The organism is Pseudonocardia sp. Cha107L01 (assembly GCF_052566575.1).
In genome coordinates, this window is sequence record NZ_CP199579.1 from 968,140 (window position 1) to 982,818 (window position 14,679).

Sequence of the window (14,679 nt, forward strand, 5' to 3'; positions counted from 1 at the left end):
GGACTAGGTTAGGCTCACCTAAGAAACTGGGAGGTGTACCTGTGGGCAGTACCCGACTCCGCCGGCCGCTCGCGCCGTCCAACGCTGAGCGCGCGCGCAGCATTGCCAGCCGAGGGGGCCACGCCGCTGTCGTTGGCCTGGATCAGACGCAGCGGGTCGTGCCGCTGCTGCACCACATGGATCCGGACGGCGCGGCGACCCTGTTGCTGCCGACCGATCATGAGCTGATGACCTGCGTACGGGAGGGTCCGCGCAGCGGCCTGCCCGCCATGCTGGAGCTCACCGACACGGCACCGGTCGCGCTGCGTGAGCCGGTCCGAGGGCTGCTGTGGATCAGCGGCTGGCTGGTGGCGCCGGGACCGACCTACGCGCGCCGACTGGCTCTCGACGTCGCCGAGAAGCGGCCGCACCCGCGACTGCTGGACCTCGGCCACGGCGCCAGCCTGCTCCGACTGCGCCCCGGCTCAGCGGTGATCGCCGACGCGGAGGGCACCGGTCCGCTGGCGCCGGCCGAACTCTCGGCCGCCTCGCCGGACCCGTTCTGCCAGTTGGAGAACGGCTGGCTGCAGCACCTTGAGGAGGCACACCCAGACGTGTTCTCCTCGCTCGCCCGGCACCTGCCGGAGCCGCTGCGGCAGAAGTCCGGCTGCCGGATCCGCCCGCTCGGGGTGGACCGCCTCGGCATCCGGCTGCGCGTGGAGGCCGAGGACGGCGACCACGACGTCCGGCTCGCGTTCGAGTCCTCGGCGGACACCGCCGAGCAGCTACGCGCGCAGGTCGGGCTGCTGGTCGGCTGCCCCTTCCGGGCGGCGCACTGAACGTCCGCCCGGGCGACGGCTCGAGGGCGGGGGCATCTCGCGCACCAGCTTGGTGACCTTCCGCTCGGCGTAGAAGGACACAAACGGGATGGTGCCGGCCAACGCCACCAGCAGCGCACGCACCGGCCGCCACCGGCACCGTTCGGCCAACACCAGCGAGCAGACCACGTAGGCCATGTAGAAGAACCCGTGCAGCGCTCCCACGATCGCAACCGGCTGGTTGTTACCGCCGAGGTACTTGATCGGCATTGCGATACACACCAGGACAACGAGTCCGGTACCGGTGATGTACGCCATTACCCGATAGGCATTCAGCGCAATTTTGCGGCTATCCATTGCTCGACTCCGAGGAGAGGGTCCCGGTCACAGACCGGAGTGTACGCCTGCCCTCTGGAATGCGGCACAGCACAGTGAGCCGCCACTGACCTGGCCAGATCGTGGGCAGGGAGCCCCTCGCCGTCAAGCTAGGAATTCGCTGAGAACTTCATTCCGGACGCTCGGGAGTGCCGCACTCAGAATTCGACGACCATTGCCGAACAGCATTCGCACGCGACCGCACGCGATAGAAATCAACGCAACGGAACGACGTGACGGCGCACACATTACAAGGCGGCGCTGCCTAACGGCCGCGGGCGGCTTCGGCCGCGCGGTCGCGGACGGCGAGCTCGGCGAGCATCCGGTTGTACGCGGCCAGCTCCGGGTCGTCGTCCAGGTCGTCGGCCGGCTTCTCGGGGATCCGTACCGGCTGCTCGGCGCGCGTCGGCGCCGACTGCTCGGACACCGACGGTGACCCCGGCCCGGCCGCGTCCGACTCAACCGCGTCCGGCTCAACCGCGCCCGACCCGACTTCCTCGAACTCCGGCCCGAACTCGGCCTCTTCGTCCAGCCGCTGGGACTCCAGCCGCAGCATCCGCCACCACATCACCGCGAAGAACACCGCGAACAGCGGCCACTGCAGCGCGTAGGCCATGTTCTGCAGCGAGTGGGTGATCTCCGCGCGGCCCCACTGCCACTGGGCGAGCAGCAGGCAACTCGCCACCGCGACGACCACCAGGACATGGCCGAAGACCCAGCGGGGGGCGAACACGAACCGGCGCACCGGACCAGCGTAGCCGCCAGGTAGCGTCGGTCACCGTGACGGGCGGGCTGCGCGACTGGCTGATACCGCGCGGGCCGTCCGATCCGACTCCCCTCGGTGAACCGGACCGCCGGCTGATGACGGCCGAACTGTGGGTCGTCTTCGGCATCACGCTGGGACTGTCCGGGTTGCGCAGCGCACTGTCGCTGCTGCAGTCCGCGCTGCAGGGGCCGCTCGCCAACCAGCGGGTCACGCTCAACGCGCCGGCCGCCACCAACCCGTACATCGACCTCGGGCTGCAGCTCAGCTTCGTGGTGCAGCTCGTCGGCTGGGGCGCCCTCGGCGGCTACCTGCTGGTGCGGGCCGGGCTGAAGCTGCGCGACATCGGGCTGGACCGGCGCCAGCCCCTGCGGGACGGGTTGATGGCGGTCGGCCTGGCCGCGCTGATCGGCATCCCCGGGCTCGGGCTCTACCTGCTCGCCAGGGCCGCCGGCCTGAACCTCACCGTGCAACCCAGCACCCTGACCGACACCTGGTGGCGGCTGCCGGTGCTGATCCTGTCGGCGGCCGGCAACGCCTGGGCCGAGGAGGTGCTGCTCACCGGGTACCTGCTGACCAGGCTGCGCCAGCTGGGCTGGTCACCGAACCGGTCGGTTGCGGTGTCGGCGCTGGTGCGCGGCTGCTACCACCTGTACCAGGGGCTGGGCGGCGGGGTGGGCAACCTGGTGATGGGCCTGGTCTTCGGCCGGGTGTGGCAGCGGACCGGCCGGCTGTGGGCGCTGGTCGGCGCGCACACGCTGCTGGACGTGGTGGCGTTCCTGGGCTACGCGCTGCTCGCCGGCCACCTGTCCTGGCTACCCTGACCGATCAGGCGTTCACCTCGTGGGTGGCGACCGTCCAGGCCCGGGCCTGCTCGCTCATCGTCACGCCGAGACCGGGACGCGCGGACAGGTGCATCCGCCCGCCGGAGATCTCCAGCCGCTCGTTGAACAACGGCTCCAGCCATTCGAAGTGCTCGACCCACGGCTCGCGTGGGTACGCGGCGGCCAGGTGCAGGTGGATCTCCATCGCGAAGTGCGGGGCCAGCTGCAGGTTGTGGTGCTCCGCGAGCGTCATCACCTTGAGGAACGGGGTGATCCCGCCGATCCGGGGTGCGTCCGGCTGCAGGATGTCGGCCGCGCGGTGCCGGATCAGCTCGGCGTGCTCCGCGACGCTGGTCAGCATCTCGCCGGTGGCGATCGAGGTGTCGAACGCCGCCGCGAGCGTGGCGTGACCCTCGGCGTCGTAGGCGTCCAGCGGCTCCTCGACCCAGACCAGGCCGAACTCCTCCAGCGACCTGCACATCCGGCGCGCGGTCGGCCGGTCCCACTGCTGGTTCGCGTCCACCATCAGCGCGACGCCGTCGCCGATCCGCTCCCGCACCGCGCCGACCCTGGCCAGGTCGGTGGCGTTGTCCGGGTGCCCGACCTTGATCTTGATACCGCCGATGCCGGACTCCACCGACGCAACGGCGTTGTCCAGCACCTGCCCGATGGGGGTGTGCAGGAACCCACCGGAGGTGTTGTAGCAGCGCACCGAGTCGCGGTGCGCGCCGAGCAGCTTCGCCAGCGGCAGGTCGGCGCGCTTGGCCTTGAGGTCCCACAGCGCCACGTCGAACGCCGCGATCGCCTGTACCGCGAGCCCGGAACGGCCCACCGAGGCGCCGGCCCAGACCAACCTGTCCCAGATCTTGGCGATGTCGCTGGGGTCCTCGCCGAGCAGCACCGGCGCGATCTCTCTGGCGTGCTCGTACTGACCGGGTCCGCCGGCCCGCTTGGCGTAGCTGAACCCGATGCCGGCGTGGCCGGACACCGTGCTGATCTCGGCGAACAGCATCGCGACCTCGGTCATCGGGCGCTGCCGGCCGGTGAGCACCTTGGCGTCGCTGATCGGGGTGGCCAGCGGCAGGGTCACCGAGGAGATTCGCACAGCCGAGATGCGGTCGCCGGTGGCACCGGCCCGGGCGGCGGTCGACGCAGCGGTGGCGGTCACATTTCGGAGGCTAGGGCCGGCGGCGATACCCGTCCAGGATCGGTTGGGCATCGGTCGATACCCGGACGACATCGACTCGAGCCTCGAGCCGTTGATTCAGGTGGCGGCTGGCAAGGCGCCGCCCGCAGCTCAGATCGGGCGTATCCGCCAGGGCGGCAACGCCGCCCACGCCCTCCGAACAGACACCAACACCGCCGTAACGCTGCGGGTAACGCCCCGTCACCGACAGGGCGGCCCGGTGTCGACCCTGGTGCATCCATCGTCACCGAGACCAACGTCAGTCCGGTAATTTTCGCTGAGAACCGGACTCACGTTGACCTCGATGCACCCCGCTCTCAGGTCAGCGCCCGGCGAGCGGATCGCGGTGGTCGGCCCGTCCGGCGCCGGCAAGTCCACCCTGGGGCGGCTGCTGGCCGGGGTGAACCCGCCGGATGCCGGGTCGGTCACCATCGGCGGGGTCGAGGTCAGCGCGCTGCCACTGGTGCGGCGCCGCCGCGAGGTCGTCCTGGTCACCCAGGAGCAGCACGTGTTCACCGGCAGCCTGCGGGACAACCTCACGCTGCCCCGGTCGGCCTCCGACGCCGAGCTGTGGTCGGCGCTGCGCACGGTCGGCGCCGGCGGCTGGGCGGAGCGGTTGGCCGCCGGGCTGGACACCGTGCTCGGTGCCGGCGGCGAGCCGGTGCCGCCGGCCACCGTGCAGCAGCTGGCACTGGCCCGGCTGATCCTGGCCGACCCGCACACGCTGGTGCTGGACGAAGCGACGTCGTTGGTCGAGGAGTCGATGGCCGGCGAGCTGGAGCGCTCGCTGGGCAAGGCGCCACGCAGTCCCTAGAGTCCTGGACGTGACTCAGGCCGCCGACACGACACAGCCCCAACCGCCCAGGGTGGACAGCGAGGTCGGCCGGCTGCGGGCTGTGCTGCTGCACCGGCCGGGGGCCGAGCTCACCCGGCTCACCCCGCGCAACAACGACCAGCTGCTGTTCGACGGCATCCCCTGGGTGGCCAGGGCGCAGCAGGAGCACGACCGGTTCGGCGCCGCCCTGACCGAGCGCGGCGTCGAGGTGCTGCTGCTGAGCGACCTGCTGGTCCAGGCGCTCGCGGCGGACGTGGACGCCCGGGAGCGGGGCATCGCGAGCGTGCTGGACGAGCGCCGGCTCGGACCACCGCTGGCCAGCCTGCTCGGCGACTTCCTGGCCGACCTGCCGCACGACGAGCTGGCCGGCGTGCTGATGGCCGGGCTGACGTTCGCCGAGCTGCCCGGCGGTTCGACGTCCGGTGCGCTGAACGGGTCGCTGGTGCGCACCATGCACGAGCCCAGCGACTTCGTGCTGGACCCGCTGCCCAACCTGCTGTTCACCCGGGACTCCTCGGTGTGGGTGGCGGACCGGGTGGCGATCACCTCGCTGGCGCTCCCGGCGCGGGCCAGGGAGACCGCGCTGACCGACCTGATCTACGCCCACCACCCCCGGTTCGTCGGCACCAAGCGGGCCTACGAGGCGCACTCCGCGCCGGTGGAGGGCGGCGACGTGCTGCTGCTCGCCCCCGGGGTGCTCGCCGTCGGGGTCGGCGAGCGCACCACGCCGGCCGGCGCCGAGTCGCTGGCCCGGTCCGCGCTGGCCGACGGGCTGGCCACCGCCGTGCTGGTGGTCCCGATCGCGCAGACCAGGGCGACCATGCACCTGGACACCGTGTGCACCATGGTCGACCGCGACGCGGTGGTGATGTACCCGACGATCGCGGACAGCCTGCGCGCCTACACGGTGCGGGCCGACAACGCCGGCGGCATCACCGTGGACGGCCCGGTGCCGTTCCGGGTGGCCGCCGCCGAGGCGATGGGGGTGGCCGAGCTGCGCGTGATCGACACCGGCCTGGACCCGGTGACCGCGGAGCGCGAGCAGTGGGACGACGGCAACAACACGCTCGCCCTGGCCCCGGGCGTGGTGGTGGCCTACGAACGCAACACCGAGACGAACGCCCGGCTGGAGGACGCCGGCATCGAGGTGATCAGGATCGCCGGGTCGGAGCTGGGCTCCGGCCGGGGCGGGCCGCGCTGCATGTCCTGCCCGCTGGCCAGGGATCCGCTGGACTGAGACCGGGACCGGGCCCTCGGTCGAGCCCTGGACCCGCAAGCTGGACCGAACCGCTCACCGAGCAACCTGAACCGCGAGCTGCCGGCCACCACCGCCGTCGACCCGACCGCGCCACCGCCCGCCGGCCCCCGGGTCTGACCGGCAGCGGCTACAACGGAGGACGGACAGACGACGGCCCCGGGCAGCACGCCCGGGGCCTTCGTAGTTGCTCAGCCCTAACGAGACTCAGCCGTGACAACGACTCAGCGCAGGGTGACCTGGCGGCCGGCGAGGGAATCCCGGGCCCGGCGTTCGCGCTCGGTCGGCGGCTGCTCCTCCAGCGAGGCCAGCGTCTCGGTCAGCCGCTTGGCGAACGCCTCGGCCGGCGCCGACCACTCCTTGACGTGCATCTCCTGGTCCAGGTCCCACACCGGCACCAGCAGCCCGTGTGCCCGGAACGAGCCCACGTACCGGGAGCCGGTGCCGAGGTCCAGCTCGTCGTTGACCTGCAGCCGGGCCAGCGCGGCGACCAACTGGTCCTCCGGCTCGGGGCGGACCCAGCGCAGGTGCGCCTTGGAGCCGGCGTCCACCCAGTACGCACCCCGGACCCCGTCGGCGCGGACCACCTCGGTCGGCATGATCACGTTGTTCGCGTGTTCCAGCGCGGCGGCGGCCTCCGCGCTCGGCTCACCCTCGTCGGGCAGCCACCAGGCGAAGTCGGCGTGCAGCGTGACGTCCAGCGCCGCGTCCGCGACCAGCAGGTCCTGCAGGCGCACCGGCCCGTCGCCCACCGACGCCCCGGCCACCGGCAGCACCTCGCCCGGCTCGGCGGTGAGCACCCAGCGCAGCGCCCGGCCCAGGTCGGCGGAGATGTCGCCGCTGCGGGTCTGCACCTGGAGCCCGACCAGCGCGTCGCCGTTCGGGCGGATCAGCGCTGCCGAGGCGCCGGGCAGCACGGTGGCCAACCGGGCGGTCCGCGAGCCGGCCAGCTTCTTCGCCTCGGCCGACAACGTCAGCGGCGCCAACCCGGACGGCACGAACTCGCGCAGCGCCACCAGGTCGCACTCGGCCGCGAGCCCCTCGAACGGGCGCAGCACGATGACGTCGTCGCCAGCTCCGTGGCAGGCCTTGTAGCGCTTGCCCGAACCGCATGGGCAGGGCTGGCGCGGGTTGGGACCGTCGGTGCCGGCCGCGGCGGGGCGGGGCCGGTTCTTCGTCTTCTTGCTCATCGCGGCAACACGGTACTTGCCGTCGCCCGACCAGCTCCGGCCGGCTCACGCACACTGACCACCCGGGGCAGCGGAATGCTCTTCGGCGGCCCGACCAGGGCGGTCAGCCAGAGCACCACCTTGGCGGAGACCACAGCGGTGGCGGCGGCGAGCAGGTCGACCAGTGCATGCAGCTCGACGCCGTTCGCCCTGGCCTGTACACCGCTGCGCAGCGACCAGAGCACGGTGAAGACGGACAGCGCCACGTTCGCCGCCCACAGCGCCCACCAGAGCAGCAACAGCCGGGACGGGCGGGGTCGCTGACCGGCCGGGCGGCCCAGCGCCGCGTGTTCCACCTCGGCAAGCACCGAACCGGGCACGCTGATGTTCAGCACCGGCACGATCCACCCGATCAGCACCATGCGCCGGCTCCTGGCCGGCCGGACGCCGGACCGCTCGGCGGCGGCCTCGATCACCCGTAGTACCCAGAGCAGCAGGTACACCCCCACCGCGACACCCAGCACGGTGCACACCCAGGAGGCGGCCTCAACCAGTGCGTCGGACGCGGCCACCTGGCCCGCGTCGAGTGCCTCGCCGCGGCTGCGCAGCAGCAGCACGTAGCGCCAGATCTCGGCGGCACCGGACAACGCGGCGAGCAGGGCCAACCCGCGCAGCAGCGGCACCAGCAGCCCGGCGTGGCCGGCGGCGATGCTCGCCGACGAGGGCGGGGTGGCCGGCTTCTCCAGCCGCCAGGGCAGCGCCGGGAACCCCCAGCGCGGCGGCGAGAGGTACCGGGGCGGACCGCTGTAGCGGCCGCGGCGCTCCGCCGGCGGGGTCGAGCCGGCCGCCGACTCCGGCGGCAGCGCGACCCACCGGGTGCGGACCAGGAACTGGCCGCAGTGCACGCAGAAGACCCCCTCGGCGTCCGGCGGCTGCGCGCGACCGCAGCGGGGGCAGTTCACCCCGGCCGCCCGGTGCACCGGTGGGCTGGCATCACACGACCTCGGGCTCGCCGGGGCCGTCGGACACCATCGGGCGCCCGGCCGACGCCCAGGCCTGCATGCCGCCGTCCACATTGACCGCCGGGTAGCCCTGGGCGATCAGGAACTCCACGACCCGCGCGGACCGCCCGCCGGAGCGGCAGATGACGTAGAGCGGGTCCTGGTCGTCGGGCAGCTCGCTCAGCCGGCCGGTGAGCTCGGACATCGGAATGTGGACGGCGGTCGGCGCGCGGCCGGCCGTCCACTCGTCGGCCTCACGCACGTCGAGCGGGCGCACGCCGTCGGGCAGGGCGGCGACGGTGACCGACGGCAGCTGGGAAGAAGTCACCTGCCCATGTTGCCACTAGGGCACGTCAGCGCACGGTAAGGCCGCCGCACGGCCACCCTCCTGTACGAACGCTCTCCGAGTGGACGAACGCTGCGCGAACGGCGCCGGGGCCGGCCCCACGTACTGGGACCGGCCCCGGCGAAACGAGCGGTACAGCGGAGTAGCGGAGGTCAGTGCGGTACCACCGCGTCGGCGCGCTCGGCGCCGGCACCGGTCAGCGAGCGGACCTCCATCTCGGCGTACCCGGCCTCGGCGGCGCGCTCCCGGCCGCCGACCAGGGTGCCCACCACGCCGAGGACGAACGACAGCGGGATGGACACCAGGCCGGGGTTGGAGAGCGGGAACCAGTGGAAGTTCGCGCCCTTGATCATCGAGGTCGCCGAGCCGGACACGGCCGGCGAGAAGATGATCAGCAGTACCGAGGAGCCGAGCCCGCCGTAGATGCTGAACAGCGCACCGGTGGTGTTGAACCGCTTCCAGAACAGCGAGTACAGGATCGTCGGCAGGTTGGCCGAGGCGGCAACCGCGAACGCCAGGGCGACCAGGAAGGCGATGTTCTGCCCGTTGGCCAGGATGCCGCCGATGATCGCCACCACGCCGATGACCAGCGCGGTTCGCCGGGCCACCCGCACCTCGGAGTCCGGTGCGGTGTTGCCCTTCTTGATCATGCTCGCGTAGACGTCGTGCGCGAACGAGGCGGACGCGGTGATGGTCAGGCCGGCCACCACCGCGAGGATGGTGGCGAACGCGACCGCCGAGATCAGCCCCAGCAGCACCTCACCGCCGAGCTGGTAGGCCAGCAGCGGTGCGGCCGAGTTGGCGCCGCCCGGCGCCTTGAGGATCGCGTCCGGGCCGACCAGCGCGGCAGCGCCGTAACCCAGCACCAGGGTGAACAGGTAGAAGATGCCGATCAGCCAGATCGCCCAGACCACCGAGCGGCGGGCCTCCTTGGCGCTGGGCACCGTGTAGAACCGCATCAGGATGTGCGGCAGCCCGGCGGTGCCGAGCACCAGTGCCAGCCCGAGCGACACAAAGTCGATCTTCGAAGTCGCCGTCTTGCCGTACTGCAGGCCGGGGCCGAGGATCTTCTCGCCGGACTTCGGGCTGTTCTCCACCGCCTTGCCGAACAGCGCGGACAGGTTGAAGCCGAACTTGCCAAGCACCCAGGCCGTCATCACGGCCGCGCCGACCAGCAGCAGGGTGGCCTTGATGATCTGGACCCAGGTGGTGCCCTTCATGCCGCCGACCAGCACGTAGACCACCATCAGGATGCCGACCACGGCGATCACCAGGGACTGCCCGTCGAAGAACGTGGACTTGTCGTCCTCCACGCCGAGCAGCAGTGAGATCAGTCCGCCGGCGCCGGCCATCTGGGCGAGCAGGTAGAAGAACGACACCACCAGCGTGGAGATGGCGGCCGCGGCCCGCACCGGGCGCTGTCGCATCCGGAAGCTGAGCACGTCGCCCATGGTGAACTTGCCGGTGTTGCGCAGCAGCTCGGCGACCAGCAGCAGGGCCACCAGCCAGGCCACCAGGAAGCCGATCGAGTACAGGAAGCCGTCGTAGCCGACCGTGGAGATGGCGCCGGCGATGCCGAGGAAGGACGCGGCGGACAGGTAGTCCCCGGAGATCGCCACGCCGTTCTGGGTGCCGGTGAAGGCCCGGCCGGCGGCGTAGTAGTCGGCCGCGGTGCGGTTCTGCCGGCCGACCACGAACACGACGACCAGGGTGATCAGCACGAACACCAGGAAGATGCCGATGTTCAGGCCGGGCTTGCCGACCGTGGCGGCCAGGTTCAGCCCGGTCATCGGATATCTCCCTCGAACCGCGTCCGAATCTGCTCGGCGGCTGGGTCCAAATGCTTGTTGGCGTATCGCACGTACACCGTGGTGATCACGAAGGTGCTGACGAACTGCAGCACCCCGATGAGCAGACCGACGTTCAGGTTGCCCAGGAGCTTGATCGACATGAACTCCGGTTCGTAGGCCGCGAGCAGCACGTAGAGCAGGTACCAGACCAGGAAGACACCGCTCATCGGGAAGACGAACCGGCGCAGCCTGCGGCGCAGCTCGACGAACTCCGGACTGGCCTGGATCTGCTCGTACAGGGTGCCCTCGCCCGGTTGGCGTTCACCGGTGGTAGTCACGGGCCTTCTCCTTCGAAACGTGCTCGACCGTGCGCTGGACGAACAACTGACACAGTGCTCCTTGCTCTGCTCGACGGCTCGCATCGAGGACCGGGCACTGTCGCACGAGTCAGCGTTCGGTCCGCTCAGTAGTTTCTCAGACACGCTGAGTTGCGTCCATCACGCTAGAGCACCAGGTCGACCCGGGGCTCCGACGGCATTGCCGGATCGCGCCGCGCCGGCCGAAATCACCCCAGTAGGTGATCAAAAACCACGTCGGCCTCGGTCAGTTCAGTCGGTGCGTGCGGTCCTGGCTCAGCCCCAGCCGCTCCGGGGCGTGCAGCCGCAGCAGCAGCCTCGGCACATCCGGCAGCAGCCGCTTGCGGGTCAGCTTGCTGACGACCGTCATCGTCAGGAACGCCAGTGGCACGGTGATCAGCGCCGGCCGGTTCAGCAGCAGCCCGATCCAGCCGCCCGGGTCCAGCCCGAACAGGCTCAGCGACACGGCGCCGCCCGAGCTGATCCCGCCGACCAGCAGCCCGGCCACCGCGCCCCGGTCGGTCAGCCCGCTCCACCAGATGCCCAGCACCAACAGCGGGCAGAAGGTGGACGCGGCGACCGCGAAAGCCAGCGAGACGGTCTGCGAGAAGTCCAGCCGGGCGGCGACAAGGGCCAGCCCCAGCGGCACCAGCCCGGCGATCACGGCGGCCACCCGGAAGTCACGCACGCCGCCGCGGGGGAACAGCGACGGACTGGTGGCCAGCACCCCGGCCACGCCGACCACCAGGCCGGACGAGGTGGACAGAAACGCCGCCCAGGCCCCCGCCGCGACCAGCCCGGCGAGCAGCGTGGCGAGCATGCCACCACCCAGCGCGGCGGTCGGCAGCAGCAGGACCGCCGCGTCGGTGTTGCCGCTGACCAGCAGCTGCGGCACGTAGAGCCGGGACAGCGCACCGAGCAGCGTGGGCAGCAGGTAGAACGCGCCGAGGAACGCCAGCACCACCACGGTGGTGCGCCGGGTCGCCCGACCGTCCGGGTTCGTGTAGAAGCGCACCAGCACGTGCGGCAGCCCCATGGTGCCCAGGAAGGTCGCCACGATGAGTGAGTAGATGGCGAACAGCTGGTAGTTGGAGTCCCCGGACAGCGGGGTCAGCCAGCTCGAGTCGCGCACCGGCAGGCCGTTGGGGATCGGCACCGAGCTGCCTGCGGTGAAGCCGAGCTTGGCGCCGGCCAGCACGCTGTGCAGACCGGCGTTCCAGATCACCGTGCCGTCCGTCGCCGTGCCGTCCACGACGCCGTCGGCCCGCAGCACCACGGGCTGGGTCACCCGCAGCAGCACGTCGGTCTTGATGCTCACCGTGGTGTCGGCCGGGAACTGGGGCGGCGCCGGCCGGTTGAACGGCTGGTGGTTGCCGCCCACGAAGATCAGCAGCACCACGGCGGGCACCGCCAGCGCGGTCAACTTCAGCCAGAACTGGAACGCCTGCACGAATGTGATCGACCGCATCCCGCCGAACACCACCGTGGCGATGACCACCACACCGGCCGCGACCATCCCGCTCCAGGCGGGCAGCGAGGGCACCACGGTGGCCACCGTGAGCCCCGCGCCCTGCATCTGGGGCAACAGGTACATCCAGCCGATGATGATCACGAAGATGGTGCACACCCGCTGCACCGCCGGGCTGCGCAGCCGGAACTCGGCGAAGTCCGGCACCGTGTAGGCGCCGGAGCGGCGCAGCGGCGCGGACACGAACAGCAGCAGCGCGAGATAGCCGGCCGTGAAGCCGACCGGGTACCAGAGCGCGTCCGGGCCCTGCTTGAGGATCAGCCCGGCGACCCCGAGGAAGGACGCGGCGGACAGGTACTCACCGGAGATCGCGCCGGCGTTCGCGGTCGGGCCCACGGTGCGGGAGGCGACCAGGAAGTCGGAGGTGTTGCGGGCGAACCGGACACCGAACGAGCCGATCACGGTGGAGGCGACCGCGACGATCGCGATGCAGCTGAGCGCCACCACGGCTGCCGGGGTCATGTTCAAGAGCCTAAGGCCTCATCGGATGACGCCAGAGCTTCAGGCCTGGTCTGGACCGCGGCTCAGTGACCGCTAGTTCTGGATGTGGTCGGCGAACACCTGTTCCAGGCGTTCGGCGGACCGGGCGTACATCCAGCCGAGCGCGAGCAGGAACGGGTAGGCCAGGACACCGAGCAACAGCCAGGGCAGCCGCAGCCCGAACAGCTCGAACCGGCCGAGCACCGGGAAGATGACGAACATGGCCGGCAGCGCGCCCAGGGTGATCAGCGCGATGCCGCCGATGCGCAGCGCCAGCGCCAGCTGCGAGCGGATCAGGCTGGAGCTGAGCACCTCGCCGACCTGGGTGAGCTCCTGCACGTCGACCACGGTGCGCACCGGCCGGGTCTGGCCCTTGCGCTGCGACAGCACCACCCGCTCCCGCTTGCCGGGTACGACCGGCTCCGGGGCCTCGAGCTCGGGGAAGGGCGGCGGCGGGGCGAACAGCGGCTCCACCCGGGCCGACCGCGGGATCGGCTCGGACTCGGGGCGGGCGGACATGGGGCGCTCGGTCGGGTCCTGCCGGACCCGGGAGAACACCTCGGTGACGTCGGTCGGCGACACCGGCACCGACCCGGGCCCCGGTGTGCTGATGGCGTGCCGGGGCACGTAGTCCAGCCGGGGTGGCCGGGGCTGCGCGCCACGGCGGGAGTGCCGGCCACCGCCGCCCACCCTGGCGCCCGGCGCGGTGTCCGGCCCGGCGGTGTCGGTGTTCGTGTCGACGGCCGGGACGGATCCGTTGGCGGCCTGGCGGCGCAGCTCGCGACGCAGCCGCATGGGTGAGTCGTCGGGCAGCGTGTCGACGTCCGGGTCGGCGGACTGCTTGCCGCGGTGCAGGTGGGACGGCTGAGCAGGGAGATCCGCGGGCTCGGGGTACTGGTCCGAGACCACAGACGGCACACGGCCGTCGTTGGTCACGCCCCGGCTCCTCGCTCGTTCCGCTCCTCGCTCGCTAACGCCCGCCGCACAGTTGTCGGACGAGCTGGCTCACCGTTGCCGCCTGCGGTCACCGCTGACTCCAGGCCTGCTTCGTTGCGCGGACCAGCCGATCCTTGAGCTCACGGGTGTGCCGGCGGCTGACCGGCAGCTCAGCGGTCTCCGGGCCGGTGCCGATCCGCACCACGTAGCCAGACCCGGACAGTCGCAGCTCGGTGACCAACGGCAGGGACACCAGGTACGAGCGGTGGATCCGGACGAAGCCAGCGTCGCGCCAGCGGTCCTCCAGCACCGACAGCGGGATCCGCACCAGGTGGCTCTTGTTGTCGTTGGTGTGCAGCCGGGCATAGTCGCCCTGGGCCTCGACGTAGCGCACCGCCGAGCGCGGCACCAGCTTCGTGGTGCCGGCCAGCTCGACCGGGATCACCTCGTCGTCATTGGCGCCGTCGGAGCCACCCGAGTCGTTGCTGGCCACCACCCGGCTGGACAGGATCCGGTCCAGCGAGCCGCGCAGCCGCTCCGAGCGCAGTGGCTTGAGCAGGTAGTCGACCGCGCCGACGTCGAAGGCGTCGACCGCGCGGTCGTCGTGCGCGGTCACAAACACCACCGCGGGTGGCACCACCATCGAGGAGAACACCCTGGCCAGTTCGAGCCCGTCCAGCCCCGGCATCCGGATGTCCAGGAACACCACGTCCACGTCGGTGCTGCGCGCGATCGGCGCGCCGGTGACCGGATGCACCGGAACCTGACCCGACGCCATCCCGGGCAGACCGTCCCGGGGACGCTCCCGGGTACTGAGCATGCGCAGCGCGTCATTGGCGTTGGAGGCGGTCAGCACGGTGCCGATCCGCTGGTCCTGGCCGAGCAGGTACTCGAGCTCGTCGAGCGCGGGCTTCTCGTCGTCTACCGCAAGAACGACGAGCCCACCAGAGCCTTCTGTGCTATTCACGATCTCCTCATCCTGCCCAATCCCCCCGGCCGTGACGTACATCATCGCACCGGAGCTGCGCCCACCGCGTC

General features: G+C 71.4%; 14 protein-coding genes and 1 pseudogene. 4 read left to right on the forward strand and 11 right to left on the reverse strand.

The window, feature by feature from the left end; translation table 11 throughout:
- Positions 1-41 precede the first annotated feature (41 nt).
- Positions 42-818 carry a DUF2470 domain-containing protein gene (locus tag ACTXG6_RS04570; RefSeq protein ID WP_445186507.1) on the forward strand — a complete coding sequence of 259 codons (777 nt, stop codon included), beginning with the start codon at positions 42-44 and terminating at the stop codon, positions 816-818.
- On the opposite strand, the gene ACTXG6_RS04575 is transcribed toward ACTXG6_RS04570, so the two are convergent.
- On the reverse strand, positions 765-1,154 hold the full coding sequence (locus ACTXG6_RS04575) for a DUF3817 domain-containing protein (protein WP_445186508.1): 390 nt from the start codon (positions 1,152-1,154) through the stop codon (positions 765-767). The genes ACTXG6_RS04570 and ACTXG6_RS04575 overlap by 54 nt on opposite strands.
- A 283-nt stretch (positions 1,155-1,437) precedes the next feature.
- Positions 1,438-1,917, reverse strand: coding sequence for a hypothetical protein (locus tag ACTXG6_RS04580; RefSeq protein WP_445186509.1), 480 nt, complete (start codon positions 1,915-1,917; stop codon positions 1,438-1,440).
- A 35-nt stretch (positions 1,918-1,952) separates the two neighbouring features.
- Here ACTXG6_RS04580 and ACTXG6_RS04585 point away from each other — a divergent pair, with 35 nt between their 5' ends.
- A complete protein-coding gene (locus tag ACTXG6_RS04585; protein WP_445186510.1) occupies positions 1,953-2,759 on the forward strand; it encodes a CPBP family intramembrane glutamic endopeptidase in 807 nt (268 codons plus the stop codon).
- Positions 2,760-2,763: 4 nt separating this feature from the next.
- Here the strand turns inward: ACTXG6_RS04585 and ACTXG6_RS04590 are convergent, their stop codons facing one another.
- A complete protein-coding gene (locus ACTXG6_RS04590) occupies positions 2,764-3,927 on the reverse strand; it encodes an L-talarate/galactarate dehydratase (protein ID WP_445186511.1) in 1,164 nt (387 codons plus the stop codon).
- Between the two features lie 334 nt (positions 3,928-4,261).
- On the opposite strand from ACTXG6_RS04590, the pseudogene ACTXG6_RS04595 reads away from it, so the two are divergent.
- Together ACTXG6_RS04595 and ACTXG6_RS04600 are read left to right on the forward strand one after the other, a co-directional pair.
- A pseudogene (locus ACTXG6_RS04595) lies at positions 4,262-4,735 on the forward strand (ATP-binding cassette domain-containing protein); the annotation flags it as partial.
- A gap of 34 nt (positions 4,736-4,769) precedes the next feature.
- A complete protein-coding gene (locus tag ACTXG6_RS04600) occupies positions 4,770-6,017 on the forward strand; it encodes an arginine deiminase (RefSeq protein WP_445186512.1) in 1,248 nt (415 codons plus the stop codon).
- A gap of 242 nt (positions 6,018-6,259) precedes the next feature.
- On the opposite strand, the gene ACTXG6_RS04605 is transcribed toward ACTXG6_RS04600, so the two are convergent.
- The 8 genes from ACTXG6_RS04605 to ACTXG6_RS04640 all read right to left on the reverse strand — a co-directional run bounded on the left by ACTXG6_RS04605 (position 6,260) and on the right by ACTXG6_RS04640 (position 14,608).
- Entirely contained in the window at positions 6,260-7,225 is a 966-nt protein-coding gene (locus ACTXG6_RS04605) for a DUF5926 family protein (RefSeq protein ID WP_445186513.1), read from the reverse strand.
- Entirely contained in the window at positions 7,222-8,184 is a 963-nt protein-coding gene (locus ACTXG6_RS04610) for a DUF4328 domain-containing protein (protein ID WP_445186514.1), read from the reverse strand. The genes ACTXG6_RS04605 and ACTXG6_RS04610 overlap by 4 nt, the downstream gene beginning before the upstream one ends.
- A 13-nt stretch (positions 8,185-8,197) precedes the next feature.
- On the reverse strand, positions 8,198-8,533 hold the full coding sequence (locus ACTXG6_RS04615; protein WP_445186515.1) for a rhodanese-like domain-containing protein: 336 nt from the start codon (positions 8,531-8,533) through the stop codon (positions 8,198-8,200).
- Positions 8,534-8,703: 170 nt separating this feature from the next.
- Positions 8,704-10,341 (reverse strand): solute symporter family protein, encoded by a 1,638-nt coding sequence (locus ACTXG6_RS04620; RefSeq protein ID WP_445186516.1) that lies wholly within the window; start codon positions 10,339-10,341, stop codon positions 8,704-8,706.
- A complete protein-coding gene (locus tag ACTXG6_RS04625; RefSeq protein WP_445186517.1) occupies positions 10,338-10,679 on the reverse strand; it encodes a DUF485 domain-containing protein in 342 nt (113 codons plus the stop codon). Before ACTXG6_RS04625 ends, ACTXG6_RS04620 begins: the two co-directional genes overlap by 4 nt.
- Before the next feature lie 265 nt (positions 10,680-10,944).
- Positions 10,945-12,687, reverse strand: coding sequence for a sodium/solute symporter (locus ACTXG6_RS04630; protein ID WP_445186518.1), 1,743 nt, complete (start codon positions 12,685-12,687; stop codon positions 10,945-10,947).
- Between the two features lie 72 nt (positions 12,688-12,759).
- Positions 12,760-13,641 carry a hypothetical protein gene (locus ACTXG6_RS04635; RefSeq protein ID WP_445186519.1) on the reverse strand — a complete coding sequence of 294 codons (882 nt, stop codon included), beginning with the start codon at positions 13,639-13,641 and terminating at the stop codon, positions 12,760-12,762.
- 88 nt (positions 13,642-13,729) lie between these two features.
- Positions 13,730-14,608, reverse strand: a complete 879-nt coding sequence (locus ACTXG6_RS04640) for a LytR/AlgR family response regulator transcription factor (RefSeq protein WP_445186520.1) — start codon at positions 14,606-14,608, stop codon at positions 13,730-13,732.
- Positions 14,609-14,679: the final 71 nt, after the last annotated feature.

Excerpts from the sequence above, each read along its gene's own strand:
- ACTXG6_RS04575 (WP_445186508.1), bottom strand. The coding sequence starts at position 1,154 with ATGGATAGCCGCAAAATTGCGCTGAATGCCTATCGGGTAATGGCGTAC.
- ACTXG6_RS04605 (WP_445186513.1), bottom strand. The coding sequence starts at position 7,225 with ATGAGCAAGAAGACGAAGAACCGGCCCCGCCCCGCCGCGGCCGGCACC.
- ACTXG6_RS04620 (WP_445186516.1), bottom strand. The coding sequence starts at position 10,341 with ATGACCGGGCTGAACCTGGCCGCCACGGTCGGCAAGCCCGGCCTGAAC.
- ACTXG6_RS04630 (WP_445186518.1), bottom strand. The coding sequence starts at position 12,687 with ATGACCCCGGCAGCCGTGGTGGCGCTCAGCTGCATCGCGATCGTCGCG.